Source organism: Tardiphaga sp. 215_C5_N2_1 (assembly GCF_052076055.1).
Lineage (GTDB): Bacteria > Pseudomonadota > Alphaproteobacteria > Rhizobiales > Xanthobacteraceae > Tardiphaga > Tardiphaga robiniae.
In genome coordinates this window covers 6,578,800-6,603,980 of sequence record NZ_CP197240.1, presented here as the reverse complement: position 1 = coordinate 6,603,980, position 25,181 = coordinate 6,578,800, and the positions used below count along the sequence as shown (strand labels likewise).

Here is a 25,181-nt window from a genome sequence, read left to right as displayed (position 1 = left end):
GCACATCCGAGCAGCTCAAGAACGACTCCACCGTGAAGGACCGTTTCCTCCACGTTTGATCAACTGTTTTCGAGTACCACCCGACGCGTCGTAATGCGTGACCCAAGGAAGGACCAACCATGAAGACCGAGATCGCCGGCATCACCCGCGCCAATGAAGGCATGCAGGGCATCACCTGGAACATCCTCGGCCAGACCTATGTGCCGAAGAACTGCACCGAGGATTCGTTCTCGTGGCACGCCACCTTCCCGCCCGGCACCTTCGTGCCGCCGCACATCCATCCCGACCAGGATGAGTATCTCTACATTCTCGAAGGCAAGCTCGACTTCTTCCTCGGCGGCTCCGAAACTTCGGCCACGCCGGGCGATCTGGTGCGCCTGCAGCGCGGAATTCCGCACGGCATCTTCAACAAGTCCGATCAGAACGCGAAGGTGCTGTTCTGGGTCTCGCCGAGCCGCCGGCTCTATGACCTGTTCTGGGCGATCCACAATATGAAGGAACAGAAGCCCGAAGACGTGGTGGCGCTCGCTGCCGAATACAACATCCACTTCCTGCCGCCGCCTCCCGGCGCCTAAGCGCGGCTCTTCGTTCAGCCACATACCATCATCGACGTCATGGCCGGGCTTGTCCCGGCCATCTACATCTTAAGCGGCGCCCAAAACGTGGATGCCCGGGACAAGCCCGGGCATGACGAAAGCTAAATTCTCGATTTGCAGCGAGCTAGATCAGCCGTTCACCACGGCCAGCCCGGGCTGCCCCGCAAAGCCAGCCTTATGCGCGTAGCCCTTCACGATGGCTTCGCGCTGCGCGTAGCTCAGGACATTCTCGACATTGTCGAAGCCATCCGGCGCAATCTGTTCAACGGCGTCAATGACGCCTTCCGGACCGCCCCGACGGTTGGAGCGCACGATCTCCGCGGTCATCGGCAGGCGCTTGCGCTCATAGGCCATCAGCGCCTGGCGCGGATGTTCGGCATGGGCCAGCGAGTCAGCCAGCGCGCGCGCATCGAGGATCGCCTGGGAGGCACCGTTCGAGCCGACCGGATACATCGGATGCGCGGCGTCGCCGAGCAGCGTGACGCGGCCGCCCGACCAGTATGGCAGTGGGTCGCGGTCGCAGCAGGGATATTCCCAGAATTCCGGGGTTGCCGTGATCAGCGCCGGCACGTCGATATGGGGCACATTGAAACGCGCCACATGCGGCATCAGTTCTTCGCGCTTGCCGGGACGTGACCAGTCCTCGCGGCGCGGCGGCAGCGTGCCCCCCTCGCCGGTCTTCACCAGCACGGCCCAGTTGGTCAGCCGGTTGCCCGGCGTCTCACCTTCGGCAATCGGATAGATCACGACCTTGGCGTGGAGACCGCCGGCGACGATCATCGAGTTGCCGGTGAGGAAAGCCGGCCAGTCGCGCGCACCGCGCCACAGCATCAGGCCATTCCAGACCGGATGTCCCTCGTTCGGGAACAGCGTGCTGCGCACCTTCGAATGGATGCCATCAGCGCCGATCAGGATATCGCCCCGCGCGGTTTCGACATGGTTGTTATTGCGATCGAAGAAATAGGCGGTGACACCCCCCTCGTCCTGCGTGAAGTGACCCAGGCGACGACCGGTGTGAATCGCCTCGGCGCCAAGGCGCTCTTCCACCGCACGATGGATCGCACTCTGCAGGCGGCCGCGATGGATCGAGAATTGCGGCACGTCATGGCCGGCGCCGAAGCCGCGCTTCTCGCGCCAGACTTCCTGCCCGTGACGGTTGAGATAATGCAGCTCATCGGTGCGGATCGCCACCGCATCGAGGCGATCGAGCAGACCGAGACCAGCGAGTTCGCGGATCGCGTGTGGCAGCGTGTTGATGCCAACGCCGAGTTCGCGGATTGAGTCAGCCTGTTCGTAGAGTTCGCAATTGATGCCCCGCGCCCGCAGCATCAAGGCGGTGGTCAGACCGCCAACGCCGCCGCCCACGATGATTGCTTTCATCAGCTCAACTCCACTCGATACAATGCCGTAGGATGGGTAGAGCCCTTGCGAAACCCATCAACGATACGCGCCGCAGTCATGGGTTTCGCTTCGCTCTACCCATCCTACGTTTGTGATCAATAAACTCGCATGCCCAGTCATTCAGCCGCAAGTGGCTTGGCGGCCTCCGCCCGCATCTCGGCGCGGGTCTTCGGCTTAGCCTTAATTTTCAGGTCTTCGAAATCCTGCTTGTCCCTGACGCTGTTGCGGAAAATCTGATCCTTGCCGGGCATATATTGTGGCGGGCAATAGGCATCCTTTGCACCATACCAGGCGGCCGCCTTGATGGTGAAGGACGGGTCGGTCAGGTGCGGACGACCAAGCGCGACGAGGTCCGCACGGCCGGCGGCCAGGATCGTATTGACCTGATCGGCGGACGTGATGTTGCCGACGCACATAGTGGCAACGCGGGCCTCGTTGCGGACTTGATCCGAGAACGGCGTCTGGAACATCCGGCCGTAGATCGGACGCGACTCCTTGACGGTTTGGCCTGTCGAGATATCGGCGAGATCGACACCGGCTTCGGCGAAGGCGCGGGCGATCTGCACCGCATCGTCACCGGTGTTGCCACCTTCGGCCCAGTCGGTCGCCGAGAAACGTACCGACATCGGCTTGTGTGCCGGCCACGCTTGACGCATCGCCGTGAACACTTCGAGCGGGAAGCGCAGACGGTTCTCCAGGGAGCCACCATATTCATCGGTGCGCTTGTTGGTGAGCGGCGACAGGAAACTCGCCAGCAGATAGCCGTGCGCCGTATGCATCTCAAGCATGTCGAAGCCACAGCGCTCGCCGCGGATGGCCGCGGCGACGAACTCCGCCTTCACACGATCCATGCTGGCGCGATCGATTTCCGCGGGCACCTGACTGTCCGGATAGTAAGGCAGCGGCGACGCCGAGACGATGTCCCATGCGCCATCGGCGAGCGGACGGTCCATGCCGTCCCACATCAATTTGGTCGCGCCCTTGCGGCCGGCATGGCCGAGCTGCAGACAGATCTTGGCGGCGGACGTGTTGTGCACGAAATCGACAATGCGCTTCCACTGCGCTTCCTGCTCGTCGGTCCAAAGTCCCGCACAGCCAGGCGTGATGCGCGCGTCGCGGCCGACGCAGACCATTTCGGTGAAGACGAGACCTGCGCCGCCAATGGCACGCGAGCCGTAATGCACCAGATGGAAATCGTTCGGCACGCCCTCTTCCGCCGAATACATACACATCGGCGACACTACGGCGCGATTGGCAAGCACCATATCCCGCATCTTGAACGGCTGGAACATCGGCACTTCCGGCTTATCAATATCGACGTCGAAGCCCTGCGCGCGCACCTTCTGCGCAAACGACTTGTCGACTTCCTTGACGAAGTCCGGCGCGCGCAGCGTCAGGTTATCGTAGGTAATCGCCTTGGCACGGGTCATGACGCCGAAAGCGAACTGCACGGGGTCGAAATCCCAAAAGCGATCCACGTGCTCGAACCAGACCAGCGACACATCCGCTGAATGCTGGATCTTCTCGACCTCCTCGCGGCGACCGTGTTCGTAGTCGTGCAAACCGGCCTCAACAGTCGGGGCCTTCGCCATTGCATCATGCAGCGCGATGGCATCTTCCATCGCCAGCTTGGTGCCCGAACCGATGGAAAAATGTGCCGTCGCCTTGGCGTCGCCAAGCAGCACCATGTTGTCCTTGACCCAGCGCCTGTTGCGGATCATCGGAAAATTGCGCCACATCGAGCGGTTGATCAACAGCTTGTGGTCGCCAAGGAAGCCCTTGAAGATATCGTGCATGCAATCAGCGGATTCCTGCTCGCCGAGGCCTTCCAGGCCGGCGCGCTTGAAAGTTTCAGGATCGGTTTCGAAGATCCAGGTCGAACGGCCAGCCTCATACTGATAGGCGTGGGCGATGAACGGACCCCACTCGGTTTCCTGGAACAGGAATGTGAAGGCATCGAGCGGCTTGGTCGAGCCCATCCAGGTGAACTTGTTCGAACGCAAATCCACTTCGGGCGCGAAGTGCTCGATATACTTGTTACGGAAGTGGCTGTTGATGCCATCAGCCAGCACGATCAGATCGGCATCGGCGAAACGTGCTTCGTCGGTGATATCGACTTCGAACAGCAGATGGACGCCGAGTTCACGGGCACGATCCTGCAGGATCATCAGCAGCGTGCGGCGCGAACAGCCGCAGAAGCCGTTGCCGCCGACGCGGTGGACAGTGCCGCGGAAGTGCACGGCGATATCGTCCCAGTACGCGAATTCCTGGGTGATGCGCTGATAGCTCGGAAGATCGTATTTCTCGAAATTGTCGAGGGTGGCGTCGGAGAACACCACACCGAAACCGAAGGTGTCGTCAGGGCGGTTGCGCTCATAGACCGTGATCTCTGCCTGCGGCCGCTGCTTCTTCAGCAGGATCGCAGAATAGAGGCCCGCCGGCCCGCCACCGATAATCGCGATCTTCATGACAGCCTCCGCAGTCGTGCCTGGATGGAGATATTTTAAACCTAAAACAATTCCTGGCAAGCCTGACAAACCGGCAATTCGCCAGCTTTGATGCACATCAAATTGTCAATCGGCGCGATGCATCTTGAATTTGCTCGCGCCCGCGCGAGGCGACTTGTTGAAAACTCTGTCATGGCCGGGCCTGACCCGGCCATCCATCTTACCACCCGCATTGCCGCCAAAGATGGATGCCCGGGTCAAGCCCGGGGCATGACGGTGCGTGTGTCTCAATTACCCTCGAACTTCGGCTTCTGCTTGTTCGCGAAGGCATGAAACGCGCGGGCGAAATCCTCCGTGGTCATGCATAGCGCCTGCGCCACCGCCTCGGCTTCGATCGCCTCTTCCACCGACATCGCCCATTCCATCGACAGCATGCGCTTGGTCATGGTGTTGGCATAGGTCGGGCCTTCGGAAATCTGCCTGGCCAGTGTCTGCGCCTGGCTCAGCACCTCTGCAGGCGCGACGATGCGGCTGAAGAAGCCCCAGCGCTCGCCCTCCTCGGCCGTCATGAAGCGGCCGGTATAGAGCAGCTCCGACGCACGGGACTGGCCGATGATGCGCGGCAGGATCGCGCAGGCGCCCATGTCGCAGCCGGCGAGGCCTACCTTGTTGAACAGGAATCCGACCTTGGTGCCGGTCGCAGCCAGACGCATGTCGGAGGCCATCGCCATGATGGCGCCGGCGCCGGCGCAGATGCCTTCCACTGCGGCGATGATCGGCTGCGGGCAGGCGCGCATCGCCTTGACCAGATCGCCGGTCATGCGCGTGAAGGCCGTCAGATCCTTGGTGTTCATCTCAATCAACGGGCCGATGATTTCGAATACGTCGCCGCCCGACGAGAAGTTGCCGCCGGCACCGGTGACGACCACAACCTTGACGTCGTCATCCATCGCACAGGCGCGGAAGAAATCCGTCAGTTCGCGGTAGCTCTGGAAGGTCAGCGGATTTTTGCGTTCCGGCCGGTTCAGCGTCACCGTCGCGATGCCATCGGCCACCGCCAGTAGGAAATGCTCAGGCTTGAACTCGGCCAGCGGCAGCGTGACGGGATTGGCGACCGTGTTCTTGACCATGACTGACATATTGGCTCCCGGTAATTTGTTCGGTTCTTGTTGTTGCGGTTCGATCAGACTTCGCCGCCAGCGACGGCGATGCTCTGGCCGGTGATGGAACTGGCGCCGGCGCCGCACAACCACAATACGGCATCGGCGACTTCGCCGGGCGTCACCAGACGGCTCTGCGGATTGTGCTTCGCCAATTCGGCAACAGCTTGTTCGCGCGTACGGCCAGTCTTGCTCATGATGTTGTCGATGCTGCCTTCGAGCAGATCAGTCTCGGTAAAGCCTGGGCACACAGCATTCACAGTGACACCGCTTTTCGCGACTTCCAGCGCCACCGAGCGCACGAGGCCGATGACAGCATGCTTCGCTGCACTATAGGCGCTGACATAGCCGTAGCCCTTGAGGCCAGCCGTCGAAGCAACCGCGACGATGCGGCCACTCTTGCGCTTGACCATCTCGGGCAGCACAGCCTGCGTCGCATAGACGACGCCCATGAAATTGACGTCCATCATGCGCTGGAACAGCGCGGCATCTGATTTCACGAAAGGCGCGGATTCCGCGGCACCCGCATTCGCCACCAGAATATCGATCGGCTGGCGTTTCGCGGCATCCGCAATCGCGGCATTCAGCGCGGCCTGATCGGAGACGTCCGCCGTGATCGCATGATGCGCCTCACCGGCAGCGACGACTTCATTCAGCACCGCGAGATTGCGGCCCATGATGGTGACCGTCGCGCCGGCCTGCACCAACGATGCTGCAATGGCGCGGCCGATGCCGCGGCCGCCGCCGGTCACCAGAGCGTGGGAGGAGCGAGACAGTCCGGACATGCATCACCTTCCGCAGGCTCTCCATGAGCCTGCCTGGATATTATTTTAGACTTCAAGCTTTTGCAAGAAACAGGCAGGCCATGCTGCTAGCGGCTGCGGCGGAGCGTATCCGACGGGCTCTCGCCATAACGGGCACGGTAGAAGCTGGCCATCCGGCTCGGATGGGTAAAGCCGAGATCGAAGGCCATATCGATGACCCGCTCGCCCGGTGCCGCCCGCAACAGTCGTGCATTCAAATGCGTCAGCCGGATATCGAGCAGCGCATCGGAAATCGACATGCCGAAATGCTTCTGAAAGCCGAGCTGCAGCGAACGTATCCCGATGCCAGCCGCGCGCGCGAGCCGATCGAGATCGAGCGGCTCAGTGGCATGGACCTGAAGATAGTCCCGTGCCTTTCTCAGCACTGATGGCAGCGGACCAAGGCGCGCCAGGGAGCGATCTATGGTGTCGGTCAGCGTATGTCGCTGACCGGTCAGCAGCAGTCCAATCACGGAGTCACGCAGGGTCGCCGCCATCATCGGCGAGATCTGCTGTCCGGGTCCGCGATGCTCCGCGAGATCGACCAGATATTCGATCTGGGACCGGATCGCGAGACCGAACGGCGTATTCAGATCGACCTGCGGATCGAACTCGATCACGGCACCAGATTTCTCCGCCAGCACCGCCGCGCGCTCCTCGACGAGCCGTCGTTCAACCAGCAGGATCAGCTTGGCGCAGTCGCCCTGCCAGACCATTTTTGTCGGCATGGTCGGCGACAGCAAGGACGCGGAACGCCCTGCCGACACTTCGATCGTCCGGCCACCCGTATTGATACGGGCACCGCCATGCATCGGGATTTGCAGCAAGAAGAAGCGATCGAGACAGCCGGGATCGATCGCCACCGAGCCACCATAGGAGACGTAGTTCACCGAGAAGCCATCGAACGCCGCACAGTTATGGAGCGCATGAAAATCTTGCCGGGAGCGCTGTAACGGGTCCAGCGCATGCGGACAAAAAATACGCCCGATCGAATCGGCAGCCTCGTCGATATCCGTCGTGAACACACGAGAGAATGCCGCAAGCCTTGCGGCGCGGGCCGGCTGGGCATTCCCTGATACGGCTGCGTCCAACACCATGGTCCGATCGCCTGCGTTATTTGAAGCCTAGACTATCCATGTCCCGTCACGCCGCATAGTCGGCGCCCCGCCGCAAATGTTGCCGTGCTGCACAACGAATGCGCAGGCCGGCACCTACCAAAGATGAGTGTGCAGCGCAGCGTACGCGCGCCCCGCCTGCGCCGGTAATTATTTCGTCGTTTGGATAGCGGATTCGTTCAACGGCTAGAGACAGACCCCGAGGTCACGCAGCATCCTTGCAGACGTGAAACCCAAGGGAGCAGGACCATGGCGGCACTTGAAAAAGGCATCACCCAGAACGGCACCGGATATGGGGGCACCACGTGGAATATTCTCGGGCAGGTCTATTTTCCAAAGGCCGTGACCGACTCCACCTTTGCCTTCGAGACCAACAGCGATCCCGGTCAGTTCGTGCCGGTGCATATCCATCCGACCCAGGAAGAGTTCATCCTGGTGCAGGAGGGTATTCTCGACCTCAAGCTCGACGGCCAGTGGGTCCGCGCCCATGCCGGCGACCTCGTCCGCCTGCCGCGCGGCATTCCGCATGGCTATTTCAACAAGTCGGACAAACCGGCTCGCGCGCTGTTCTGGGTGTCGCCGACACAGAAGCTCGAAGCCTTGTTCAGGCAATTGCACAACATGAGCGACATCGAAGCCATCGTGCGGGTCTCCGCTGAGCATGAAGTGAACTTCCTGCCACCGGAAGCCAACGACTAGGCGTCAACAGCCGAACCCAGTTTTTTTCACGCATCGCGGTCGTTCCGCGCAGACACCCGTCTGCGCGCGTGAGCCCGCACGCCCGCGATGCAGCGCTGCATTCAGACAGGAGACGAGCCATGGTCAAACAGAAGAGTGTGTGCGTCATCGGCGCCGGCATTGCGGGCCTTGCCGCCGCCAAATCCTTCACGGCGCACGGGCACAAGGTCACGGTGCTGGAGCGCAGTGGCGATCTCGGCGGCGTATGGGAGCCCGCCCGCTCTTATCCGGAGGTGCAGACCCAAAGCCCCAAGGAACTCTATCGGTTCACCGGCAAGCCGATGCCGGCGAACTATCCGGAATGGCCGAAGGGACCGCAGGTCCATGCCTATCTCACAGACTATGCACGCGACTATAATCTGATCCCGCTGATGCGTTTCAACACGACCGTCGTGAGCATGAAACGCCGCGAAGATGGACTCCCCGGCTGGACGCTTGAGACACGCGATGCGGCTGGCAACACCGCGCAGGAAACATTCGATTTCGTGGCGGTCTGCACCGGGCAATTCAACGAGCGCAAGGAACTGCATCATCCCGGCGAAGACGCGTTCAAGGCCGCCGGCGGCGTGATCCTGCATTCGGCCGAGCACACGGATTCATCCATCGTCAAAGGCAAGAAGGTCATCGTGCTGGGCGGCTCGAAATCGGCCACCGATATCGCCGTGCATTCGGTCAATGCCGGCGCCAGCGCCGTTACCTTCGTCTATCGCGAGCCGGTCTGGCGCATTCCCTATTTCATCGGCGGCCTGATCAACTTCAAGCGCATCCTCTATATCCGCGCCCAGGAGGAGATGTTTCGGGGCTGGGGCCTGAGTGCGCTCTCGCGACTCAATCACGCCATTGCCAAGCCATTCATCTGGGCCAACTGGCGCGGGCTGGAGGCCATGTTGAAGACCCAGCTCAAGCTCAAGAAATGCGACATGGTGCCGGAAGGCCGTATCGAGGACGGCATCAACTGCTCGGTACCGATCGCTACACCTAACTTCTTCCCGATGGTTGCCGACGGACGCATCAAGGCCATCCGCGGTACCTTCGATCACTACGACGGCAAGACCATTGTGATGTCATCAGGCCAGCGCGTCGAAGCTGACGTTGCCGTGCTGGCTATCGGCTTCACACTCGGCGTACCGTTCCTGCCGCAGCAATATCGCGACAAGCTCATCCAGGACGACGGGCAGTATCGGCTGTATCGCGTCATTGCCAATCCGGATCTGCCAGACATGGGATTTGTCGGCTTCAACTCCAGCTTCTGCTCGGTGCTGACGGCGGAAATGGCCGCCAACTGGCTGGTGCGCTATGCCGACGGCAAGCTGGCGAAACAGCCGACCGCCGCTCAGATGCATGCGGATATGGACAAGATGCTGCATTTCAAACGCGTCGAACGGCCCGCAGCCGGCGTTTATGGCGGACTATGCGTGGCGCCCTATCACTTCAAGCATTTCGACGAACTGCTCGACGACATGGGCGCCACCAGCAAACGGCGCAGCACGCTGGTGGAGAAATTCACGCCGCCAGATGCGGACGCCTATGCGCGGTTTCTTGCGTCGGCTCCGAACTACAAAGCGGAGGCGACAGCCGCGTGAGGTGTCAGGCGAGCCGCAATCGGCTCGCCTTTTCCGCTCAATTGGTCTGCGCCGCCTTGATCAGCTCGCGACCGATGATGACCTTCTGAACTTCGGTTGCGCCTTCATAGATGCGCAGCGCGCGAATCTCGCGATAGAGCTCCTCGACCTTGACGCCCGACTGCACGCCCATGCCGCCGAAGATTTGAACCGCGCGGTCGATCACTGTCTGTGCCGCTTCGGTCGCGAACATCTTGGCCATGGCGGCTTCGCGTGTGATGCGCGCCGCGCCCTGATCCTTGGTCCAGGCCGAGCGATAGACAAGCAGGGCCGATGCATCGATGGACGTGGCCATCTCCGCGAGTCCCGCTTGCGTCAGCTGAAGATCGCCCAGCGTATGGCCAAACATTTTTCGCGTGACCGAGCGATGCAGCGCTTCATCGAGCGCGCGTCGTGCGAGGCCGAGCGCGGCAGCACCGACGGTCGAGCGAAACACGTCGAGCGTCGCCATCGCGACCTTGAAGCCTTCGCCGTCCTTGCCGATACGGTTCGCCAGAGGCACGCGGCAATCCTCGAATTTCAGCGTGGCCAGCGGATGCGGCGCGATCACATCGATGCGCTCCGCAATGGTGAAGCCGGGCGTATCGGCATCGACGACGAAAGCACTGATGCCACGCGCGCCGGATTCGCCGGTGCGCAGGAACACGACATACTGGTCGGCAATGCCGCCATTGGAGATCCAGGTCTTGAGGCCATTAATGCGGACATGATCCGGACCATCAGGCATCGCCGTCGTCGTCATCGCAGCGACATCCGAACCTGCATCGGGCTCTGACAATGCGAAAGCTGCAATGGCCTCACCGCTGGCGACGCGCGGCAGATAGCGCGACTTCAACGCTTCCGAACCGAACAGGCTGATCGGGCCGGTGCCCAATCCCTGCATCGCAAAGGCAAAGTCTGCGAGACCAGTCTCATAGGCCAGCGTTTCGCGGATCAGACATAGCGAGCGCACGTCAAAGGTTGGAAACATTCCGCCATGGCTCGCCGGTACTGCCGCGCGCAGCCAGCCTCCATCACCAAGCGCCTTCACCAGACGTTTGCAGGAGCCATCGACGTCATGATGATTGACCAGACCGGGCAATATCGCCTTGGCCCAGCGCGACAGGCCGGTGGCCAGTTCGCGGTGATGGTCCTCGAAAAACGGCCAGGACAAAAATGACTGATCGGACATGGCTTCCTCCCTCGATGCATAGGCAATCGACATTGTTTTAAACCTAAAGAAATTTCGGACAAGGGCGATGGCCGAACATCACAACATCGCCAAGCGGAAGGCGCAGGGTCCATCACTCGGAGACCCGACCCCTAACAACGACGTGCCTCCGGATGAGGCAATCCACAACCCTTTAAGTCTAAAACTATCGCTTTTCATATATTTCGGACATGCTAGGATCACCTTGTCCGACAGCACAGGAGGCCTATGCGTGCCAAATTCTGCAGCCCTGACGACGAAGGACGGCCGCTTCGGCTTTGAAGCCAAAGGCGATTCCGCAGCAACGCCGCTGGTGTTTCTGCACGGGATCGGCGGTGCCGGTCGCGGCTGGCGCCACCAGCTCGAAGCATTCGGCGACCGCTACTACGCCATCGGCTGGGACATGCCGGGCTATGGCGGCTCAGCACAGCTACCGGCGCCCAGCATCCCGGCCTTCGCCGAAGCCCTGAAGGATTTCCTCGTGCAGATTGGCGCCAGGAAGCCGGTGCTGGTCGGCCACTCCATCGGCGGCATGATCGTGCAGCGCTTCATGGTGGACTATCCCGATCTCGCCGGCGCCATCGTGCTGGCGCAGACCACGTCGGCCTTCGGCAGCTCCGACGGCGAATGGCAGAAGAATTTCATCGACGCCCGGCTTGGCCCGCTCGACCGCGGCGAGACCATGGTCTCGATGGCGCCGAAGCTGGTGGCAGGCCTGATCGGCGACAATCCGGATCCTGCCGGCCTAGAACTCGCACGCGACTGCATGGCGTCTGTGAAGCCCGACACCTATCGCGCCTCGATGAAGGCGATGATCGGCTTCGATCTGCGCAAGAACATTGCGGACATCAAAATACCGACTTTAGTCCTAACTGGATCGAAAGACAACAACGCGCCCGCGAAAACCATGGCCAAGATGGCCACACTCGTGCCGGGCGCGACCTATGTCGAACTTGAAGGCGTCGGGCATCTCGCCAGTTTCGAATGCCCGCGCGAATTCAACGAAGTGCTCGCCGACTTCCTCAAAACCAGCCACAACCTTTCGGGGTCATCTTCATGAACAAGCCTGCCAGCAAGCCCGATCTCGACAGCATCGTTCTCGACAAGCCGATGTTCGATCCGAAGGCCTATCGTCTCGACGACGAACAGGCCGGGCTGATCGCCAAGGCGCGCGAGCTCGCACAGGCCAATTTCGCCGGCCGTGCGGCGAAGTGGGATACCGAGGCCACCTTCCCGCTGGAGAACTACAAGGACCTGCACAAGGCGGGTCTGCTGGGCATCTCGATCCCGAAAGCCAATGGCGGGTCGGGCGCCGGCTATCAGACCTATTCGCTCGCTGCTGCCGAAATCGGCCGCTATTGCGGCGCCACCGCGCTGACCTGGAACATGCATGTCTGCTCGACGCTGTGGTCCGGCCCGCTGGCCGACGACCTCGACATGGATGACCAGATGCGCGCCGAACAGCACCGCCGCCGCGCCATCCACTACAAGCGCATCGTCGAAGACGGCGCGATCTATTCGCAGCCGTTCTCGGAAGGTGGCGCAGCCGCCGCAGGCGGCGTTGCATTCGGCACCGAAGCCAAGCCCGTCAAGGGGGGCTGGATCGTCAACGGCAAGAAGATCTTCGCCTCGCTGTCGGGCTTCGCCGATTACTACGGCGTGCTCTGCACCGAGGTCGCTGAGGGAGAGAAGGCTTCGCGCCGCAACACGCTGTATCTGGCGATTTCCGCCAAGTCCGAAGGCGTCTCCGTCGTCGGCGACTGGGATCCACTCGGCATGCGCGGCACGGTCTCCCGCACGCTGATCTTCAAGGACGTGTTTGTGCCGGAAGATGCAGCGCTGATGCCGCGCGGCGTCTACTTCCAGGCCGCGATGCGCTGGCCGCACATGTTCCTGACGCTGTCGCCGACTTACGTCGGTCTCGCGCAGGCATCGTACGATTTCACCGTGAAGTATCTCCGCGGCGAAATCCCGGGCATGCCGCCAGTCAAGCGCCGGATGTATCCGACCAAGCAGATCGCCGTGGCGCAGATGCAGATCAAGCTCGAGCAGCTCAAGTCGACCTGGTTCCAGGCCGTGACCGAGGCCTGCGCCAATCCGTCAAAGGAGCAGGTGCTACGCGCCTACGCCGCCCAGTACACCGTAATGGAAGGCGCCAACGAACTTGCGGCACTGGCGATCCGCACCTGCGGCGGTCAGGCCATGCTGAAGACGCTGCCGCTGGAGCGCATCTATCGCGACAGCCGCTGCGGTGCGCTGATGCTGCCCTGGACCGCCGAGCTTTGCCTCGACCGTATCGGCCGCGAGGCACTCTATGAGGCCGGTGAGAAAGACGAGTAATCGTGGATCTCTCCAGCCTCATCGCCCGCAATGCCGCATTTACACCCGACAAGCCCGCGATTCATTTCGAGGGCAAGACGCTCAGCTATGCCGCGTTCAACGCGCGGATCGAGGCAGCGGCGAAGGCACTGAAGGCGGAATGCGGCGTCGGTCGCGGCGACCGCGTCGCGATCCTGAGCATGAACCGGCCCGATTATCTGGTTCTGCTCTATGCCTGCGCCCGCCTCGGCGCGATCATGGTGCCGCTGAACTGGCGCCTCGCGGTCGCCGAGCAATTGTTCATCCTGTCCGATGCTTCGGTAAAGGTGCTGGTGCTGGAAGAAGGCTTTGCGGCGATCCTGCCCTCGCTTGCGAAGGACTTGCCGGATACGCGCGTGATCGCGCTCGATTTCGCGCCTGATGCCCCCGGCCAGACATTCGACACACTGCTATCCCGCGCCTCCGGCGATGGCCGCAATCCACATACCGACCTCTCCTGCCCGCTGCTGATCGTTTACACGTCGGGCACAACAGGGCGCCCCAAAGGCGCCGTGCTGCGTCAGGAAGCCGTGCTGTGGAACGGCGTGATGAGCCAGCACATGCATGGCATCACCTCGGACGATCACGTCCTGACCGTGCTGCCCTTCTTCCATGTCGGCGGCCTGAACATCCAGACCACGCCGGCGCTGCATCACGGCGCTACCGTAACAATCCATGCGCGCTTCACACCCGACTCCACGCTGGAAGCGATCACGCGGGAGCGACCCACCCTGACCGTTTGGGTACCCGCGATCATTCAGGCCATGAGCGAGCATCCCGCCTGGGCTGCGACCGACGTGTCCTGCCTCAAGGCCGTATCCACCGGCTCCAGCATCGTGCCGCCGCATCTGATCGAACGCCTGACAGCGCGCGGCATTCCCGTGCTGCAGGTCTATGGTTCAACCGAGACCTGCCCGATCGCGGTCTATACGCGGCTGGGCGGCGACCTGTCGCGTACGGGATCGACGGGTTTGCCCGGCCTGTGCTGCGAAGCCATCATCATCGACGACGACGGCAACGAACTGCCTGCCACTGCCACCGGCGAGATCGCTGTGCGCGGCCCGAACGTGTTCTACGAATACTGGGGCAACGAGGGCGCGACGCGCGAGGCGCTGCATGACGGCTGGTATCGCACCGGCGATATCGGCACGCGCGACGATGACGGCTATTTCTGGGTCCACGACCGCAAGAAGAACATGATCATTTCCGGCGGCGAGAACGTCTATCCCGCCGAGGTCGAGCGCGTACTGCTCGAACATCCCGATGTCGCCGATTGCGGCGTGGTCGGTGTGCCAGATCCGAAATGGCAGGAAGTACCAGTCGCCTATGTGCTGCTGCGGCCGAATTGCAGCGTGACCGCCGAGACACTGAAGGCCCATGTTCTCACGCAGCTCGCCCGCTACAAGCAGCCGCGCGACATCGTGTTCGTCACAGACCTGCCGCGCACCGCGCTTGGCAAGGTGCAGCATTTCAAACTGAAGCAGGTTCAGGCGGCAACGCCGAGCGACGGAGAGACCAATTGAAGATCGCAGTATTGGGTGGCGGCAACGGTTCGTTCGCAGCCGCGGGTGATTTCGCACTGCAGGGCCATGACGTCCGCCTGTGGCGCCGCGACGCCGAGGCTGTCGCCGAACACAACAAGGCCGGCTCGCGCATCAAGGTCAAGAATGCCCAGGGCACGCACGATACGCAATTGACGCTGGTAACGACGGACATTGCGGAAGCGATCAAGGACGTCGAACTGATCCTGTGCCCCGCACCCGCCTTTGCGCAGCCTGATATCGCCAGGCGGATCGCGCCGTATCTCAAGGATGGTCAGGTCGTCTATCTGCCGCCGGCGACCTTCGGCTCGATGATCTTTGCCAAGGCCGCACATGACGCCGGCAACACGGCCAAGGTCGCCTTTGCGGAAACCGGTACACTGCCCTGGCTCGCGCGTAAGCACGGCCCGTTCGAGGTCGCCATCACCATCCGCGCCAAGCGTCTGCCGACCGGCGTGTTCCCGCTTCACATGATGGACTATGCCTGCAAGGTCATCGACAAAGCCTTCCCCGGTGTGATCGAGCCATGCGGCGATGCGTTGTCTGGCGCGCTGATGAATGCCGGTCCGATTATCCATCCGCCACTCATCGTCATGAATGCCGGGCCGCTTGAGCATTTTCCGACCTGGGACATTCACAAGGAAGGTACGCAGCCCGCGATCCGCCGCGTCACCGACGCGCTCGATGCCGAGCGCATCGCCATCCGCGAGGCCTTTGGCTACAACGGCGCGCATTTCCCGCTGGCGGATCACTACGCCAAGGAAGGCGAAGAGTGGATGTATGGCCGCGGCTCGCATGATCGTCTCACCGACAGCGGTGACTGGCGCGAGCAAATCGTGCTCACCGAGCACCGCTACATGCGCGAGGATCTGCGCACGGGTCTGTCGTTCTTCCTGTCCTGCGCCACGCTCGCGGGCATCGAGACACCACTGGTCAAAGCCTTCCTCGCCATCGGCGGCGCGATCTGTGGCGAAAATTTCCTGCAGGGCGGCCGCACGCTTGAAAGCCTCGGCTTCGGCGATCTCGATCAGGCCGCGCTGCTGAAGCTACTGCGCGAAGGCTTTGCCGCATGAGCGCCCGTGCCGCCATCGCATGTCTTGGCGCGGGCCGCATGGGCCGCGGCATTGCCGTCGCCTTCGCCTATGCCGGCCACAATGTCGCGATCGTCGACTTCAAGGCGCGCGACCTCGACAAGTTCAAGGCGCTCGAAGCCGAGGCGATCGGCGAGGTCCGCAAGACATTCGCCAGCATGGCGCGTTTCGGCCTGCTCACTGAGGTTGATATCGAGACGCTGGTGTCGCGCGTCAGTGTCGTGCCGGAAGCCGGCGCAGGTGCCGCACTGAGCGGTTCGGCGATCATTTTCGAAGGCGTGCCCGAAGTGCTCGACCAGAAGCGCGATGCGCTGGCCCGCGCGTCAAAGCTCGCAGGCCCCACGCCGATCATCGCATCGACGACGTCGACCATCCTCGTCGATGACATCTCCAGCGCCGTCGAGCATCCCGAGCGCTTCCTCAACGCACACTGGCTGAACCCGGCCTATCTCGTGCCGCTGGTTGAAGTCTCAGCCGGCGCCAAGACCGATCCGGCAATCACCGCGCGGGTGAAGGAGATGCTCGAAGGCATCGGCAAGGTCCCCGTAGTTTGCGCCGCGACGCCCGGCTATATCGTGCCGCGCATCCAGGCGATGGCTATGAATGAAGCCGCGCGCATGGTCGAGGAAGGCGTTGCGAGCCCCGAGGATATCGACAAGGCGATCAAATACGGTTTCGGATTCCGCTTCGCAGTACTGGGCCTGCTTGAATTCGTCGATTGGGGCGGCGGTGATATTCTGTATTACGCCAGCAAGTACCTTACCGGTGCACTGAACAACGATCGCTATTCGTCACCGGAGATCGTCGGCCGCAACATGGCCGAGGGCAAGATCGGCCTGAAGACGGGCGAAGGCTTTCTCAATTACGGAGGTCTCGATGTCGATGCCTATCGCGAGGGACGGCTGTCGGCATTCGTCGATCTGCTGAAGCACTTTCAGCTGCAGAAGCCGCCGGTTTTGTAGCGACTGCGAACTCGGCCCCTCATCCTGAGGAGCCGCGCACTTGCGCGGCGTCTCGAAGGATGGCCGCACATCCATTCATGGTTCGAGACGGCGCCGAATAGGCGCCTCCTCACCATGAGGGCTGAGTGTTTTGATCGAAGGTCTTCACACTTCCGGGAATCCGCGCAGCAGATAGCTGCGCAGCCAGTGCAGCAGGCTGTTCAGGATCAGACCGAGCATCGAGATCATGATCAGCGGAACGAACATGTCCACGGTCTGGAACGTGCGCGCGGCCTGCACCAGCATGTGACCGAGGCCATCGGTCGAGGTGATCATCTCGGCGAGGAATACCACGATGCAGGAGATCACGAGGCCGATGCGGCAGCCGGTGAGGATCGATGGCATCGCGGCGGGCAGCACCACCTTGAACAGTATCTGCCAGCGCGGCGTGCCGGCGGCCATCGCGGACCAGATCAGCTTCTGCTCGACCATCGACGCGCCGTAATAGGTCGAGAGCAGGATCGGGAACAGCGCGTCGGCAGTCACCAGCGTGATCTTGGAGGCGTGGTCGAAGCCGAGGATCAGCAGCAGCGCGGGATACAGCGCGATCTTCGGGATCGGCGCCAGCACGCGCACCAGCGGCTTGACCACGGCATTGACCGCCGGGCTGACCGCTGCAGCAAGACCGATGAACACGCCGACGACCACGGCGATGCCGAAGCCGGCGAACAGACGGATCAGTGTTGCGGCGATATCGTGCAGAAAGTCGCCGTTGAAGAAGTCCTTCGCCAGCTTGCCGAATACGGCGCCTGGCGGTGGCAACAAACTCGTCGGTGCGAAGCCGAATGAGATCAGCGACTGCCACAGCGCGATGAACAGCACGATCGGCGTGATGCCCAGCAGAACCGAATTGATGCGTTCCTGGTTCATGTCGTGCTCACGTGAAGCTGAGAGGCATGTCGTCGCGCGGCTGCGACCAGCGCACCAGCGACAGGCGAAGCTTCTCGAAGGCCGCATCGAAGATGATGCCCATGGCGCCGATGATCAGGATCATCGCAAACACCGTGTCGTATTGCGCCATGTCGAGCGAGTTGAACAGGATGTTGCCGGCGCCGGACTGGCGCGCGATCATCTCCGAGGTGATCATGGTGATCAGCGCCAGTACGAGCCCGGTGCGGCAGCCCGTGAGAATTTCCGGCAGCGCCGCGGGCAGCACGATACGCAGCATGCGCATTGGCGCCGACATGCCCATCGCCGCCCCTGACCACAGCATCTTTTCTTCGACGGCTTTGGAGCCCTGGAAGGCGTGATAGATGATCGGCAGGCTGACGCCGAGGAAGATAACTAGGATCTTGGAGACGTCGCCGACGCCCATCCACAGCATGATGATGGGCATTAGCGCTGCTTTTGGCACGGGATAGATGATCATCATCAGCGGATTGAAGAAGGCCGCGACAGCCTTGATGCGCCCCATCAGCAGACCGAGCGGGATCGCAAACATCACTGCGAGCACGAGGCCGATGGCCATACGACGGATGGAATCGAGAATGTTCAGCAGCGATCCCTTGTCCCCGAGGATCGACGGAATGGCCTTGATCGACTCCAATGCCGTTGGGAAGCTTTCGGTATCCAGCCGCAGCGAGGCAATCTGCCAGACACACAGCAAGCCGATACAGGCGAACAATGGCGAAAGTGTCTTGAGCACCCCGCGCATGGTCATCACAGATGGTCCTTGCCGTCGTCGATCATCTTCTCGATATCGACGATGTATTTCTGGAACCGTGCGTCGAGCAGCAGATCGGCGCGCTTGCGCGGCCGCGGCAGATCGATATCGACGATTTCCTTGATGCTGCCCGGCGAGCGCGACATCACGATCACCTTGTCGGAGAGATAGACGGCTTCCTCGACCGAATGCGTGACGAACAGCACGGTCTTGCGCTGTGTATCCCAGATGTCGAGCAGATCGTTCTGCAGCCGCGTGCGGGTATGCGCATCGAGCGCGCCGAACGGCTCATCCATCAAGAGCACGGCAGGATCGTAGGCCAGCGTGCGCGCGATCGCGACGCGCTGCTTCATGCCGCCGGAGAGTTCTTTCGGATAGAAATTCTCGTAGCCCTTGAGGCCGACCATCTCGAGCAGCTTGCGGCCGCGCGTTTCGGCTTCAGCCTTCTTCATGCCCTGCTGGCGCATGCCATACATGACATTGCCGAGCACGTTCTTCCACGGAAACAGCGCGAATTCCTGAAACACCGGACCGCGATCGGGGCCCGGTCCCGTGATCGCCTTGCCCTTCACCTTGGCGACGCCATCGGTGGGCTGCACGAAGCCGCCGACAATATAGAGCAAGGTCGACTTGCCGCAGCCCGATGGGCCGAGGATCGAGACGAAGGCGCCGTCTTCGATGGTGAGGTTGATATCCGACAGCGCCAGATGGCTTTGCTTGCCGGAGGTCTGGAAGCGCTGCGAGACGTGATCGATTTCGATCATGGCTGAAGCTGGTTTGCGGCCGGATAAAGGTTCCGACTCGGCGTGAGCGTCCGAACGTAGCGACACCACCTGCATTCCCGGTCCTTCATTTGCCATGCACGCATTGCAATCACGACGGCCCGACTGTGTCCATCATGCTGACGGACGCAGCCTAGCCGGAAACTGCAATTACTTTAAGCTTCAAATTTATGCGGGCAACGCCTTTTTGCTAGTCAGCGCCTGCTGCGAACAGGTCAGCTTCCTGCAGCAGGGCTTTCGGCGCTTTCGTGGCGTTAGTCGCGGAAATACGGCTCAACAGAGCCGGTCAGCTTGATCAGCAGCGGATTGCCGTACCGGTCCTTTGCCGCACCGGCGGGCACCTTCACCCAGCCTTCGCTGACGCAATATTCCTCGACATTGGTCTTCTCGGCACCCTTGAAGCGAATGCCGACATCGCGCTGCAGCACTTCGGCATTGTAGAACGGGCTTCGCGGATCGGTGGACAGGCGATCAGGCAGATCGGCTGATGCATTGGTGTTGTCGGTCATAGCAGCGCCTCGATTTTCTCTCGCAGTGATTCAGGTTTGGCGGTCGGCGCAAAACGCTCGACGACCCGTCCGGAACGGTCGATCAGGAATTTGGTAAAATTCCATTTGATCCCCGAACCCAGCAATCCGGACTTTTCAGATTTCAGGTAATTATACAATGGATGCGCCCCGGCGCCATTCACGTCGATCTTCTCAAACAGTGGGAAGGTGATGTGGTAATTGGCCTCGCAAAAGCTCTCGATCGCCTTGGCGTCGCCGGGCTCCTGTGCGCCGAACTGATTGCAGGGAAAGCCCAGCACGGAAAATCCGCGCGGCGCAAAATCCTGCTGCAGTTTCTCCAGCCCCGCATATTGCGGCGTGAATCCGCAGGCGCTGGCGGTATTGACGATCAGCAGCACCTTTCCTTCGAACTGCTTGAGCGCGACAGGCTCACCTGTCAGTGCGTTCGCAGAAAAATCGGAGATGCCGGTCATCACACTGATCCCTCTCAGGCCGTCACGGGGTCGCAAGGCATCGGCGGGGTACCGCCGGCCTCGATGGCTTCGCCGGCCAGCAGACACAGATCCTCGCGGTAACGGCCGGCCACGACCTGCACGCCGGTCGGCGCACGGCCGACGAGGCCTGTGGCGACGCTCAGCGCCGGCAGGCCCATGAAGGGAATGCCAATCTGCGGCATCTGGGCGGCCCAGACGCGATCGAAGCCTTCCTGGCCCTGCATATCCAGATGATCCGGGAACGGCAGCTCTCCGGACATCGGCATCAGCACCACGGCATAGCGCTGCAAGAACATTTCCCAGTCGCGCACGAAGGTGGAACGGCGCACCAGCGCGCGGGACAGGCCGCCATTCTCGAAGTCCTTGAGCTTGTCCTTCTGTCCGCGCAGACAGACCAGTGCTGCGGGATCGCCCTCGCGTTCGGCCGCATCCAGCATGCCCTGATAGCCATCGCCGAACCAGAGCTGCGTCTGCAAGGCGGCGGCCTCGCGCAGGGCCGGCGTGTTCTCGACTTCCTCGACGACCCACCCTGCCCGCTCCAGCCGCTTGCCGGCATCGCGCACGGCAGCTTCGACGTCGGCGGTGATGGCGAGACCATCAGGCCGTAAGCACATGGCGGCACGCTTCTCGCGCGTCGGTCCTTCGAGCGGCGCCGGCACCCACCAGGGATCGCGCGCGTCGGGCTGCGACATCGCGGCGAGGCCAAGACGGACATCGTTGATGGTGCGCGCCAGCGGGCCGGACACCGCGGTGATCTGGCCGGAAATGATGCGCTCGGGCAGCGCCTGATTGTAAGCCGCGATGCGGCCGAGCGTGGGACGCAACCCGTGCACGCCGCAGGCATAAGCGGGATAGCGAATCGAGCCCGCGATATCGGTACCATGAGCGATATGACCGATGCCGGCGGCGACCGCGCTGCCTGCGCCGCCTGATGATCCGCCCGGCGTCAGCGAGGGATCGCGCGGGTTTTTGGTATCACCATAGAGCTGATTGGTGGTGAACCAGCGATAGGAAAATGCCGGGCAATTGGTGCGGCCGATGATGACGGCGCCAGCCTTCAGCAGATTGTCGATCACCGGGCTGTTGGTCTTGGCGATGATCTCGTTCTGGATCTTCACGCCATTCGATGTCGGATAGGTCGCGTAGTCGATATTCACTTTGACGGTGATGGGCACGCCGCCGAGCGGACCGACATCGTCGCCGCGCGCAATCGCCGCATCGACCGCATCCGCCCGTGCCAGCGCCTCATTGGGTCGATGGTCGACCACGGCATTGATGGCAGGGTTCACAGCATCGAGCCGTGCGAGGCCAGCCACCGTCGCCTCCTTGGCGGACACCTTGCGGTCGCGAATGAGTGCGGAGAGGTCAGTTGCCGACAGGCGCCAGAGATCGTTCATGCAGTGCTCCATTGCTTGTCGCTTGTTAACGCAGGCGGCCGGAGATTGCCAATCAGGCACGATTTCGCAGTCTCGCGGCGCCGAAGCGTCCGAGCTATGAGCATTCCTTCCCACCCTCAATCGAGAGGGCGTGCGGAACGCCGGGTGCCCGTTGCACCCTTGGGCCTGATGCGAATGCGGTCTTCCGCAATCTAGAGTGCATCAGGACTTTCGGAGGCGCCGAGCAAGTGCCCGACGTTCCGCATACGGTGTTTTTTCGGTTGCCTGCACATCTGCCATGGCGAACGGTCCCATCACCAAAATTAATGTCCCAGGGCGGAGGGACAGGGTAGCCTCAAGCGAGTAAGCCGAACGCGTTTTGACTTGGTCGTCCGTCACACTGTCCAGGGAGTCTTTCCATCCCAAGATCGGCCGTCTCCTTGCCAGTGGCAGTGCTGGCGCAGATCCGTCCTGCCCGAAGACAGACGTCACCCCCAAACCGCGTAACGCCGCATCTCCGGCGTCCACCGCATCCAGCCCCGCGAACGTGACGATCGCGCTCGCCCCTCTCATCGGGGCCGGACGAAGGGGAAAATAATCCATGGCGGGATATTGTCAATAAGAAATAGGAAAAAATGTTAGGTGCTGGCTCGCCGCCCCACACTCGTCATTCCGGGGCGTGGCCGGCTCTTGCCGGACGCGAACCCGGAATCCCAGCATGTTCAGCGCAAAACACTCCGAGATTCCCCACCATTCCAAGTGGAATGGCTGAGGTTCGCGTCCGGCAAGTGCCAGCCGCGCCCCGGAATGACAGTGGGAGCTGAACATGTCGGGATTCCGGGCTCATTCCGGTCCGCTGTGCAGCCCGGCCTGCCCCGGAATGACGTCGCGCGGGGGAGCCCGCGCGACGTCACTTCACCCTTGCGAGAAAATAAGCCAGCTCCACGATTTGCGCTTCGGAGATCGACTGCATCACATCGGCCATGGTGGCATCGTAACCGTGGCGGGAGTTGTCCTTGTATTCGCGCATGGTCTTGGCGAGGTAGTCCTCGCGCTGGTTGGCAATGCGCGGGATATTGTCGCGGCCCGAGAAATCAGCGTTGTGGCAGCTATCGCAGCGAAATTGCGATGTCAGCGCCTTGGCGGCCTGCATCCGCGCGGGATCGCTAGCGATCCCCTGGGGATCGCCCGCCTCCAGCGCTGTCGGTTTCGGCAGCGTCGCGAGATAGTCAGAGAAACTGCGCAGGTCGTCGTCGGTAAAATCCTTCACCATGTCGTTCATCGGCTCCGCGACGCGGAGCTTCTCGCGAAACATGTAGATCTGGATCAGCGAATAGGCCGGCTGCTGCGCGCCGAGCGACGGCGTGTTCTCGGTTTCGGAGGTCCCCTTCTCGCCGTGGCAGGCGAGGCACGGCGCGGCGCGCTCGGTGATGGGTTCGGCGGCGAAGAGTGGGGACGTCGAGAGAAAAAGAGCTACGATGACGGCAAACGGGCGCATCGGCTTTGAACTTTCTGAATACTGAAACTCCGGCGTGGCGAATTCCTTCTCCCCGCTTGCGGGGAGAAGGTGAGGATGAGGGGGACTCTCACCGCGCTCGGAGCAAGTGGAGAGTCCCCCTCACCCGACTTTCACGCGCTTCGCGCGTTGCAGTCGACCTCTCCCCGCAAGCGGGGAGAGGTGAGAAAACGTCGTCACTTCTTGTCCGCCACCTTCTGCTTGCCATAGCTGATGCGATAGATCGCGCCGTTCCAGTCGTCGGAGACCAGCAGCGATCCGTCCTTCATCTGCAGCACGTCGACGGGGCGGCCGACATATTTGTTGTCCTCGATGAAGCCGGTGAGGAACGGCTCGACGGACTTCACCGTGCCGTCCTTGTTCAGCTTCGCGACAACGACGTCTCCGCCGAGCTTCTGAGTCTTGTTCCAGGAGCCATGGCGCGCGATGAAGATCGCATCCTTGTAGGCGGCCGGGAACATCTTGCCGGTGTAGAACCGCATGCCCAATGCCGCCGTATGCGACCCGAGCAGGCCGACCGGCGCGGTGTAGTCGGCGCAGGACTTGCCCCAGCCGAATTCCGGATCGAGGATATTGCCCTGCAGGCAATATGGCGCGCCGAAGTCTTCACCCGCCTTGGTGACACGGTTGAGTTCATCTTCCGGCACCGCTTCCGACATCCAGTCGCGGCCGTTGTCGGTGAAGTACATCTGCTTGGTGGTCGGATTCCAGTCGAAGCCGACGGTGTTGCGGACGCCCTTCACATAGATCTCGGCGCCGGTGCCATCGAGATTCATGCGGCGGATCTGGCCATGGGCCTCGTCATGCAGCACATTGTTGCCGGGCTGGCCGACCGGCACATAGAGCTTGTTGTCCGGGCCGATGCCGATGAACTTCCAGCCATGGGCTTCGTCCTTCGGCAGGTTGTCGTAGATCATGGTCGGCTTCGGCGGATTTTCGAGATTGTCTTCCACCTTGTCGATCTTCGAGATCTTCGACAGTTCGGCGATGTAGAGCGTGCCGTCCTTGAAGGCGAGACCGTTCGGGCGATAGAGGCCGGAGGCCAGCACCTTCACCTGGCGCTTGCCGTCCTTGTTCATGACGGCATAGACCTTGTCGACCAGGCGCGAACCGACAAACACGGTGCCCTTGTCGCCCTCGCGCATCGAGCGCGCATTGGCCATGCCGGCCGCATAAACTTCGATGTTGAAGCCCGCGGGCACTTTCAGTTTGGCAGTCGGCAGCTTGTCGGCGGCCGATGGAATCGGCGGCGGTGCGACCGGCGCGAGCCTGGCTGCGGCGGCGCCATCGGGACGGCCGATCAGCGGCGAGCCGGGCGGCAGCGCAGGCGCTGTGGCAACGGCTGGCGCTGCTGCAGGTGCCGGAGCGGCAGCCTGCGGGGCGGCTGGTGCCGGTGCAGGAGCCGCTGCGGGAGCAGCAGGCGCTGCACTTGGTGCGGCTGCAGGAGCCGGTGTTGCAGGTGACGTATCGGACTGCTGGGCAAAAGCGCCGCTTGTAAAGACACCGATGAACGCACCGGCAAGCAATGCCCGGCGCGCGGACGTGTAGACACTCATGGATCTCTCCCCTTTTTACGGAAGCCTTCTCTGCTCGCAGCACATGAGATGCGCCGCCCCGAGGCTTTCCGGATCGCACTGTTGGATATTTTTATGTCGCTGCGCAATCAAAACATGGCGCGCGAGCAAGCCTGCACCGATTCCCGCAATCGGCTAGAGCCTTCTCGGTTCTGATAGAATCAGAACCGAGGCTCTGGCTTTTTGTATTGACGCGTTTTCTTGA

At 61.9% G+C, this 25,181-nt stretch carries 22 protein-coding genes; 8 read left to right on the top strand and 14 right to left on the bottom strand.

Translation table 11 applies throughout. The features are described from left to right. Positions 1-119 precede the first annotated feature (119 nt). Entirely contained in the window at positions 120-575 is a 456-nt protein-coding gene (locus AB7828_RS31150) for a cupin domain-containing protein (RefSeq protein ID WP_089267419.1), read from the top strand. A 150-nt stretch (positions 576-725) separates the two neighbouring features. Here the strand turns inward: AB7828_RS31150 and AB7828_RS31145 are convergent, their stop codons facing one another. The 5 genes from AB7828_RS31145 to AB7828_RS31125 all read right to left on the bottom strand — a co-directional run bounded on the left by AB7828_RS31145 (position 726) and on the right by AB7828_RS31125 (position 7,504). Beyond that, a complete protein-coding gene (locus tag AB7828_RS31145; protein ID WP_441232171.1) occupies positions 726-1,976 on the bottom strand; it encodes a flavin-dependent oxidoreductase in 1,251 nt (416 codons plus the stop codon). Between the two features lie 137 nt (positions 1,977-2,113). Further along, positions 2,114-4,465 carry a bifunctional salicylyl-CoA 5-hydroxylase/oxidoreductase gene (locus tag AB7828_RS31140; protein WP_441232170.1) on the bottom strand — a complete coding sequence of 784 codons (2,352 nt, stop codon included), beginning with the start codon at positions 4,463-4,465 and terminating at the stop codon, positions 2,114-2,116. 266 nt (positions 4,466-4,731) lie between these two features. After that, on the bottom strand, positions 4,732-5,574 hold the full coding sequence (locus AB7828_RS31135; protein WP_441232359.1) for an enoyl-CoA hydratase family protein: 843 nt from the start codon (positions 5,572-5,574) through the stop codon (positions 4,732-4,734). 53 nt (positions 5,575-5,627) lie between these two features. Continuing rightward, entirely contained in the window at positions 5,628-6,389 is a 762-nt protein-coding gene (locus tag AB7828_RS31130) for an SDR family NAD(P)-dependent oxidoreductase (RefSeq protein ID WP_441232169.1), read from the bottom strand. Positions 6,390-6,475: 86 nt separating this feature from the next. After that, on the bottom strand, positions 6,476-7,504 hold the full coding sequence (locus AB7828_RS31125) for an AraC family transcriptional regulator (protein WP_441232168.1): 1,029 nt from the start codon (positions 7,502-7,504) through the stop codon (positions 6,476-6,478). Positions 7,505-7,771: 267 nt separating this feature from the next. On the opposite strand from AB7828_RS31125, the gene AB7828_RS31120 reads away from it, so the two are divergent. Continuing rightward, positions 7,772-8,221, top strand: a complete 450-nt coding sequence (locus AB7828_RS31120) for a cupin domain-containing protein (RefSeq protein ID WP_441232167.1) — start codon at positions 7,772-7,774, stop codon at positions 8,219-8,221. A 119-nt stretch (positions 8,222-8,340) separates the two neighbouring features. Continuing rightward, complete coding sequence (locus AB7828_RS31115) at positions 8,341-9,843, top strand: flavin-containing monooxygenase (RefSeq protein WP_441232166.1); 1,503 nt, start codon at positions 8,341-8,343, stop codon at positions 9,841-9,843. 37 nt (positions 9,844-9,880) lie between these two features. Here AB7828_RS31115 and AB7828_RS31110 read toward each other — a convergent pair whose 3' ends face one another. Further along, the gene (locus AB7828_RS31110) at positions 9,881-11,053 is read right to left on the bottom strand and encodes an acyl-CoA dehydrogenase family protein (protein WP_441232165.1); all 1,173 of its coding nucleotides are present in this window, start codon (positions 11,051-11,053) and stop codon (positions 9,881-9,883) included. 250 nt (positions 11,054-11,303) lie between these two features. Here AB7828_RS31110 and AB7828_RS31105 point away from each other — a divergent pair, with 250 nt between their 5' ends. Genes AB7828_RS31105 through AB7828_RS31085 form a run of 5 tightly spaced genes read left to right on the top strand, consistent with a single transcriptional unit; the run spans position 11,304 to position 17,023 of the window. After that, on the top strand, positions 11,304-12,131 hold the full coding sequence (locus AB7828_RS31105; RefSeq protein WP_441232164.1) for an alpha/beta fold hydrolase: 828 nt from the start codon (positions 11,304-11,306) through the stop codon (positions 12,129-12,131). Beyond that, positions 12,128-13,411: an acyl-CoA dehydrogenase family protein gene (locus AB7828_RS31100; protein ID WP_231077637.1), complete on the top strand. Its 1,284-nt coding sequence runs from the start codon at positions 12,128-12,130 to the stop codon at positions 13,409-13,411. Before AB7828_RS31105 ends, AB7828_RS31100 begins: the two co-directional genes overlap by 4 nt. A 2-nt stretch (positions 13,412-13,413) precedes the next feature. Then, positions 13,414-14,952 (top strand): class I adenylate-forming enzyme family protein, encoded by a 1,539-nt coding sequence (locus tag AB7828_RS31095; RefSeq protein ID WP_441232163.1) that lies wholly within the window; start codon positions 13,414-13,416, stop codon positions 14,950-14,952. Beyond that, positions 14,949-16,043 carry an NAD/NADP octopine/nopaline dehydrogenase family protein gene (locus AB7828_RS31090; RefSeq protein WP_441232162.1) on the top strand — a complete coding sequence of 365 codons (1,095 nt, stop codon included), beginning with the start codon at positions 14,949-14,951 and terminating at the stop codon, positions 16,041-16,043. The genes AB7828_RS31095 and AB7828_RS31090 overlap by 4 nt, the downstream gene beginning before the upstream one ends. Beyond that, positions 16,040-17,023 (top strand): 3-hydroxybutyryl-CoA dehydrogenase, encoded by a 984-nt coding sequence (locus AB7828_RS31085; protein WP_441232161.1) that lies wholly within the window; start codon positions 16,040-16,042, stop codon positions 17,021-17,023. Before AB7828_RS31090 ends, AB7828_RS31085 begins: the two co-directional genes overlap by 4 nt. A 144-nt stretch (positions 17,024-17,167) precedes the next feature. Here AB7828_RS31085 and AB7828_RS31080 read toward each other — a convergent pair whose 3' ends face one another. From AB7828_RS31080 to AB7828_RS31045, 8 genes are all read right to left on the bottom strand, one after another. Further along, positions 17,168-17,932 (bottom strand): ABC transporter permease, encoded by a 765-nt coding sequence (locus tag AB7828_RS31080; protein ID WP_068732140.1) that lies wholly within the window; start codon positions 17,930-17,932, stop codon positions 17,168-17,170. Between the two features lie 7 nt (positions 17,933-17,939). Then, positions 17,940-18,716, bottom strand: coding sequence for an ABC transporter permease (locus tag AB7828_RS31075; protein ID WP_315844366.1), 777 nt, complete (start codon positions 18,714-18,716; stop codon positions 17,940-17,942). Positions 18,717-18,721: 5 nt separating this feature from the next. Further along, the gene (locus AB7828_RS31070) at positions 18,722-19,564 is read right to left on the bottom strand and encodes an ABC transporter ATP-binding protein (RefSeq protein ID WP_231081171.1); all 843 of its coding nucleotides are present in this window, start codon (positions 19,562-19,564) and stop codon (positions 18,722-18,724) included. Positions 19,565-19,761: 197 nt separating this feature from the next. Beyond that, positions 19,762-20,016, bottom strand: a complete 255-nt coding sequence (locus tag AB7828_RS31065) for a DUF3297 family protein (protein WP_089267433.1) — start codon at positions 20,014-20,016, stop codon at positions 19,762-19,764. After that, the gene (locus AB7828_RS31060) at positions 20,013-20,489 is read right to left on the bottom strand and encodes a glutathione peroxidase (protein WP_439057642.1); all 477 of its coding nucleotides are present in this window, start codon (positions 20,487-20,489) and stop codon (positions 20,013-20,015) included. Before AB7828_RS31060 ends, AB7828_RS31065 begins: the two co-directional genes overlap by 4 nt. Positions 20,490-20,503: 14 nt before the next feature. Beyond that, positions 20,504-21,907: an amidase family protein gene (locus tag AB7828_RS31055; RefSeq protein ID WP_441232160.1), complete on the bottom strand. Its 1,404-nt coding sequence runs from the start codon at positions 21,905-21,907 to the stop codon at positions 20,504-20,506. Positions 21,908-22,796: 889 nt separating this feature from the next. Next, positions 22,797-23,384, bottom strand: a complete 588-nt coding sequence (locus AB7828_RS31050; RefSeq protein ID WP_439063282.1) for a c-type cytochrome — start codon at positions 23,382-23,384, stop codon at positions 22,797-22,799. Positions 23,385-23,578: 194 nt separating this feature from the next. Beyond that, entirely contained in the window at positions 23,579-24,958 is a 1,380-nt protein-coding gene (locus AB7828_RS31045) for a PQQ-dependent sugar dehydrogenase (RefSeq protein WP_441232159.1), read from the bottom strand. Positions 24,959-25,181: the final 223 nt, after the last annotated feature.

What these genes read in the sequence shown, in the direction of transcription:
- AB7828_RS31145 (WP_441232171.1), bottom strand. Translation starts at nt 1,976, where the DNA reads ATGAAAGCAATCATCGTGGGCGGCGGCGTTGGCGGTCTGACCACCGCC.
- AB7828_RS31060 (WP_439057642.1), bottom strand. Translation starts at nt 20,489, where the DNA reads ATGACCGGCATCTCCGATTTTTCTGCGAACGCACTGACAGGTGAGCCT.
- AB7828_RS31130 (WP_441232169.1), bottom strand. Translation starts at nt 6,389, where the DNA reads ATGTCCGGACTGTCTCGCTCCTCCCACGCTCTGGTGACCGGCGGCGGC.
- AB7828_RS31070 (WP_231081171.1), bottom strand. Translation starts at nt 19,564, where the DNA reads ATGCAGGTGGTGTCGCTACGTTCGGACGCTCACGCCGAGTCGGAACCT.
- AB7828_RS31125 (WP_441232168.1), bottom strand. Translation starts at nt 7,504, where the DNA reads ATGGTGTTGGACGCAGCCGTATCAGGGAATGCCCAGCCGGCCCGCGCC.
- AB7828_RS31045 (WP_441232159.1), bottom strand. Translation starts at nt 24,958, where the DNA reads ATGAGTGTCTACACGTCCGCGCGCCGGGCATTGCTTGCCGGTGCGTTC.
- AB7828_RS31115 (WP_441232166.1), top strand. Translation starts at nt 8,341, where the DNA reads ATGGTCAAACAGAAGAGTGTGTGCGTCATCGGCGCCGGCATTGCGGGC.
- AB7828_RS31100 (WP_231077637.1), top strand. Translation starts at nt 12,128, where the DNA reads ATGAACAAGCCTGCCAGCAAGCCCGATCTCGACAGCATCGTTCTCGAC.
- AB7828_RS31135 (WP_441232359.1), bottom strand. Translation starts at nt 5,574, where the DNA reads ATGGTCAAGAACACGGTCGCCAATCCCGTCACGCTGCCGCTGGCCGAG.
- AB7828_RS31075 (WP_315844366.1), bottom strand. Translation starts at nt 18,716, where the DNA reads ATGCGCGGGGTGCTCAAGACACTTTCGCCATTGTTCGCCTGTATCGGC.
- AB7828_RS31085 (WP_441232161.1), top strand. Translation starts at nt 16,040, where the DNA reads ATGAGCGCCCGTGCCGCCATCGCATGTCTTGGCGCGGGCCGCATGGGC.
- AB7828_RS31120 (WP_441232167.1), top strand. Translation starts at nt 7,772, where the DNA reads ATGGCGGCACTTGAAAAAGGCATCACCCAGAACGGCACCGGATATGGG.
- AB7828_RS31065 (WP_089267433.1), bottom strand. Translation starts at nt 20,016, where the DNA reads ATGACCGACAACACCAATGCATCAGCCGATCTGCCTGATCGCCTGTCC.
- AB7828_RS31050 (WP_439063282.1), bottom strand. Translation starts at nt 23,384, where the DNA reads ATGCGCCCGTTTGCCGTCATCGTAGCTCTTTTTCTCTCGACGTCCCCA.
- AB7828_RS31150 (WP_089267419.1), top strand. Translation starts at nt 120, where the DNA reads ATGAAGACCGAGATCGCCGGCATCACCCGCGCCAATGAAGGCATGCAG.
- AB7828_RS31110 (WP_441232165.1), bottom strand. Translation starts at nt 11,053, where the DNA reads ATGTCCGATCAGTCATTTTTGTCCTGGCCGTTTTTCGAGGACCATCAC.
- AB7828_RS31055 (WP_441232160.1), bottom strand. Translation starts at nt 21,907, where the DNA reads ATGAACGATCTCTGGCGCCTGTCGGCAACTGACCTCTCCGCACTCATT.
- AB7828_RS31080 (WP_068732140.1), bottom strand. Translation starts at nt 17,932, where the DNA reads ATGAACCAGGAACGCATCAATTCGGTTCTGCTGGGCATCACGCCGATC.
- AB7828_RS31140 (WP_441232170.1), bottom strand. Translation starts at nt 4,465, where the DNA reads ATGAAGATCGCGATTATCGGTGGCGGGCCGGCGGGCCTCTATTCTGCG.